Here is a 5,433-nt window from a genome sequence, read left to right as displayed (position 1 = left end):
TCCTGTGAGCAGGAGCACATCGCTGTCGTACAGGTGGACCAGTTCGCAGAGCGCGGACAGGGTGGGGCCCAGGGTGGCGCGGATAGTGGCGTCCACCGCGCGCGGACGGACCTGGATGGGCACGTCGAGAATGTTAAAGTTTTGGATGAAGGGGGCCGCGCGACGCACCAGATGATCCACGGCGCGCAAAATGGCGGCCTGAGGCCGGGGAGCGCGCACGGCCGGAGTGAAGCGGCCAATGCTTTCTTCGTCGTCCAGAGCCGGAACGCCGTTGGTCGGGGCCGCTGTCTGTTCGCCCGTCGCAGCCTGGGCCACAGGGTCCGGCTCGAAGAAGTCGCCCAGAACACAGCTGTAACTGTCGTCCCGCATGTCCGGATCCTCGCAGGCGGCCAGCAGGCCCAGAGCCACGGGCACGGCGATCTGGCGCACCAGGCGCACGCGGGTATTGCGTTCCTCCTGGGACATGCCGATGGCGTCACGTCCGAACAACTGGCCCAGCAGGCCGCGCGGTTCCGCCAAACCCTGCTTGACCAGAGCTTCGCCGATGGCCGGGATGACGTGATTTGCCACAACTTCACGTAAAACTTCATCGCCGGCGATGTTGAAACCGTCGCGGAATTCCGTATGCGGCACGATACGGGCCGTGTCGCCCTCGCCGCTGGCCAGCTCATAGGTGGTAATGGACAAATCCGTTGTGCCGCCGCCGATGTCGATGGAGGCAATGCGCACGCAGGGATGATTGCCGTAGGCGGCGCGCGGTTTGCCCATCAGGCGGAAAAGATGATGGGCGTCGCCGTGCTGTTTGACGGCCAGCTCATTGTAGAGCAGGACCAGTTGCGAACAACTGGCTTCGTCCCAGTCGCAACGTACCTGCGGGCTCAGGCGGTAATCGCCGCTCTGCCCCTTGTTCTGTTGCTGGGGCAGGAACCATTGGCCCCAGCCCAGGGCGTCCCAGATCACCCGCACGGCCCAGAGCACCCAACGGCGGAAGATGCGTTTTTCCGCCACGGGCATGGCCGTGGGCACGGTGAAGATCAGCCGCCGCAGCCGTCTGGGCAGATTGGGCAGTTCCCGCCGGGCCCGGGTGGCCGGGGAATTGATGGTGACCAGGGCCTGGGTGAGGATTTCGCCCATCATGAAGAGCATCAGGGACGAACGGGTAAACAGGGATTCAAAAATGGGCTCGGCCTGCTGTTTTTGCAGGGCAGGGCTCTTCTTGAACAGCGGATCGCCAAAGCAGGCCAGGGGCGTGCCCTGAGGGTTGAGCTGGCGGGCGAACAGCCCGCGGCTGACCATGGGCTCGGCCTTGCCGCCGGTGTTGTAGCGCCAGCTCTGCTGCCAAGGGCGTTCGTCCCAGAGATAGCGCTTGGGGCTGGACATGCCGGTGGTGCCTTCGGCGCAGACGGCCTGAGTTGCCAGGCGTGCGGCTTCCGGCCCGATACGCACGGCCGAAGGCCAGGCAAAAGCCGGGCTCTGGCGGCCCGAGCGCCGGGAAAGGGCGTCGTTGCCGAAAGCCGCGTCCACAAATTCCACGCGGGTTTCAAAGGGCTCGGCGTAGATCCTGTCCGGCTGGCTGAGATCGCGCAATTCCAGCAGATAGCTGTCATTGAGATTGGTGACGCGCTGGGGCAGGGTTTCCACCAGTATGCCCGTGGTGCGGGAATTGCCGATGTCCAGAATCAGATCCACATCCACCGGTGTGTCGCGGTCCGGATTGATGACCTGGGCGGCCAGATCGTCGAGGGCCAGGCGCACCACTTCCAGCCAGGTCAGATAGCTGGCCAAGTGTTCAAGAACATAGGGCGTTTCTTCCTGCCAGGAGCCGCGCCCGTGGTGTTTGCCCTGCCGCCAGGCGCTGTAAATGCCGGAAAGCCATTCATCCACCCAGGCTGCGTTGAGGAACCAGGAATTGTCGCGCACCTGACAGGCCAGCATGAAATGTCCGTGGGCCGCCACGTCCTGCGGTGAAAGGGCGTAATATTCCTCGCCCTCGGCGGGACGCGGCTCCACATTGGTGTCAAAAGCCAGTACGACGCGCAACCGGCCGGGATGCTGCTCCGAGCGCATGATTCTGGCCCGCGCCCAGTTGGAGGGGCCGCATTCAAAGCGTCTGCCGCCGTCGGGCCAGAGCTGGTCCAGGGTGCGCAGAAAGGGAATGGGCAGCCAGTGTCCTTCCCAGACGTCCAGGGCACGGCGGGCGTCCATGTCGTAGTCGTAGTCGCAGGGCTGGCCGGTCAACTGGTCCACAAAGCCGTTTTCCGTTTCCGCCAGGCAACGCAGGTAGTGGGTGTAGCGGCCCCCGGCGTCGTCTTCCTGTTTTTTTTCCTCGCGGAAATAGCGGCGCAGGCGGTGGATGGCTTCCTCCGGGAGGGCGAAATCCAGAAACTGCGGGCAGCCGCCGGGGATGATGCTGACGGGCGAGAGGTAACGGGGAATGGCGTCCATGCTTATTTCCTTCTGAAACGGGCGTCCCACTTGTGGCGGGCCCCGCCCAGTTCATTGCCTTTGCACTGGGTGCTGCTTTCACTGCCCGTGCACTCCACTTTCTGGGGCACATAGGTGCCGCCGCGCGGGCAACGGGCCGGATCGGAATCAAAGAGCAGGCGGTTGCCCTGGAAGCGCGCGCTGGCCGAACCGCTGCAGACCTGGCCGTTGCGTTCGCGCACGAAACGGCGGCCCTTGCCGTTTTTGTCGAAGCAGTATTCGGCAATGATCGGCTCGTTGGATGGATGCGAATACAGGCCCGTCTCACTGGTCCAGCAACCCTCCAGGAAAGTGAGATCGTTCTTTTTGGCCGCATCGCTGGGGATGTTCAGGTCTTCGTTCTTTTTGGGAGCGGGCCTGGGGGCCGGAGGTTCGGGCTTGGGTTCCTGCCTTTTTGGTTTTTCCTGTTTGGGTTTTTCAACCTTGGGCTTTTCCGGCTCCGGCGGGGTTTCACCCAGGAAAGGTTCCACCACTTCCGGTTCCTTCGCCGCCACCGGCGGGATCACGGGCTTGCAGAGGGCCGCGCGTTCCTGCAATTGCTGCCAGAGCCGGGCCAGTTCGTCGTCCAGTTGCACGGCGCGTTTTTTTTCGGTTTCCAGAGCCGCCGTGTCCGTTCTGAAGCAGGAGGCCGGAAGAGGCGAGGGCAGAATGCCCAGAGCCGCCAGCAGCAACCAGAGCAGGAGCAGGAGAAAGAGCAGGGGCAACAGCCAGGGCAGGCAGCCGCTTCGGCTCGGGGGCGGCGGAGGCGCGGGGGGCGGTACGGCCCCCAGGCGGGAAAGATCCTGGGGTTGGGCGCCCACGGCTCCGGGCGCGAAACCCCAGTTGATCAGGACCGGTTTGCCGCCCACGGACCAGAGATCATCTTCTGTCGGGTGCTGCAGGGCCAGTTGCAGCAGTTGGCCTGAAAGAGCCTGCCGGGCCTGGGCCTCGGCGGTCAGGGACCGGGAAAGGTTCAGGATATCCTTGGCGAGGCCGCCGGCTTTGGCGCGCAGGGCCTGGGCCTCGGCTTCAGGCAGTTCTTTGACGGGCCGTGCCTCTCCCTGGCCTGCGGCATACCAGTCCACATTGCGGCCTTCCGCGTCGTGCTGGGGTTCGGCCAGCAGGGCCGCGTGCTCCGGCCCCAGTTTCTGAAGCAGGATGGCCCGCATCTGGGCATAGCAATCCGTGGCGAAAATACCCTGGCTGGCAAGGGCCCGCATCTGACCGCGCAGGCTGACGGCAATCCGGACGCTCATGGTTTGCCTCCCCCGGCGGCTTTAGCGGCCGGAGCGGCGGGCGGGGCCGCCAGACTGAATGGAATCCCCACGGAACGCAGGTAGTCGGCCAGGCTGGCGCTGACGATAGCCAGGCTGGACTGGCGGTAGGATTCGTCGTCCAGTTTGATGAAGGTATTGATGCCCGCCACCTCGCCTTTGTCGTTGACCAGCGGGCCGCCGCTGTTGCCTTGGGAAACCGTGGCCGTATGCACGATGAGCGGCGGATTGCGTTGCAGGATCACGCTCACCGAGCCGTCGGTATAAACGACTTCCGGCGCGGCGGCGGCATTGCCCTGCAAGAGGGCCGCGAACTTGGGATCATCCACGGTGACCGCGCCGGGGAAGCCCCAGGCGCTGACCCGTTCGGTGCGTTTGATGTCGGCGGCCAGCTTGAGCGGCGTGATTGGGGGCGCGCCCTGCACCTGGAGCACGGCGAAATCGCGCCCGCCGGACTGGGTGGCGCGCAGAACCTTGGCGGTCAGCAGGCCCCTGGTGGCTTTGTTGGTGACAATGGCCTGAGCGGCGTCGCCCACCACATGGGCATTGGTTACAATGTAGCCGGGAGCCACAAAAAAGCCGGAACCCATGGAGAGCCCTTCCTTTCTCTGGGCCAGCACCAGTACCGTGCCCTGCTCCAGAAGTTCGGCCACGCTGGCCGGCGGGGCGGGCGTCGAGGCCTGCGGTTGGACAGCCGGGGATGACGCGGGCGTTGCCACAGGAGCTTCAGGCCTGTCGGCCGGAGAAGGGGATGAGGCGGAGAGCGGCGGCCAGACCACACCCGGCGGCGGACTGAGCTTGTTCAGCTCGCGCTGGATATCGCAGGGGTCTTTTTCAAGCAGCAAGCGCAGTTGCCGCAAAAAAGCCTCGCGCGCCTCGTTGTTGTGCCGGGCTTCCTCTGTTTGTTTTTCCAGGGCCGCACGACGGGCTTCCGCGGCTTGCCATTCCTTCCGGAACAGCCAGGCCGCCAGCAGCAGGAGCGCCAGCAGTTTAATACATGCAGTCGTTTTCATTGCGGAGTTTGAGCAGGTAACGGCCTTTGCCGGCGTCGTCGTATTGCAGAATGCCCGTGAGCGAACAGCTCTTTCCGGCGGGGACCTCTTCGCCGGCGAACCCGGCGTAATTGCGGACATAGGTGTATATTTCGGCTCCTCCGGCGTCGGTGAAGCGTTTGTACCCCGCCCATGTACCGGGCGTAAGGTCTTCGGGCGTGTAACTCAGGCCGTCGATCCGCACCAATGTCCCGCACCGCTTCGGCGTGAGTTCCGCAATCGTCAGCAGGGCGGGTGCGACCGGCTGCGGGGCTTCGCCGGTGCGACTTGCGGCGGCGTCCAGCGCGGCTTTCGAGCCGAGGTAATCCGTTGCGAAGCCGCTTCCCGCTGCGGGTTTCCGCCCGACCTGCAATATGCCGCGGCTTTCGCCCAGCGCCAGCCCCTTCAGCCGCAGCGTGACGCGGCTTCCCGGCGGAAAGTCGTTGTGCAGATGGTCAATACCCGCCATTACCTCAAGTCCCGCTCCATCTTCCTCGACGCAGAACGTGCGGTAGAAGTTTTCCTCCGCATCGCTGGTGTTCACCCGGCCCGACACCACCACGTCGGTCGCAATCACGAACGTCGTCCCGGCGTACAGTTGGCGCAATTGGGCGATGGTCGCCGTCGCCGGTTCCGGCTCCTCGCCGCCGCTCCGTTCCCCGAAC

General features: G+C 64.7%; 4 protein-coding genes. All 4 read right to left on the bottom strand.

All coding sequences use genetic code 11. From position 1 onward, the window contains the following. A partial coding sequence (locus KH208_RS15125) for a virulence factor SrfB (RefSeq protein WP_291437679.1) occupies positions 1-2,445 on the bottom strand: 2,445 nt, incomplete at its 3' end. 2 nt (positions 2,446-2,447) lie between these two features. Further along, the gene (locus KH208_RS15120; protein WP_291437678.1) at positions 2,448-3,719 is read right to left on the bottom strand and encodes an SrfA family protein; all 1,272 of its coding nucleotides are present in this window, start codon (positions 3,717-3,719) and stop codon (positions 2,448-2,450) included. Further along, entirely contained in the window at positions 3,716-4,750 is a 1,035-nt protein-coding gene (locus KH208_RS15115) for a serine protease (RefSeq protein ID WP_291437676.1), read from the bottom strand. The genes KH208_RS15120 and KH208_RS15115 overlap by 4 nt, the downstream gene beginning before the upstream one ends. After that, positions 4,728-5,433: DUF5689 domain-containing protein (locus KH208_RS15110; protein ID WP_291437674.1), on the bottom strand; the 706-nt coding region annotated here is incomplete at its 5' end. The genes KH208_RS15115 and KH208_RS15110, both read right to left, overlap by 23 nt.

It is taken from the genome of Desulfovibrio sp., from assembly GCF_018379785.1.
GTDB lineage: Bacteria > Desulfobacterota > Desulfovibrionia > Desulfovibrionales > Desulfovibrionaceae > Desulfovibrio.
Note: the sequence above shows the minus strand (reverse complement) of the source record. Positions and strands in the feature narration are given on the sequence as shown.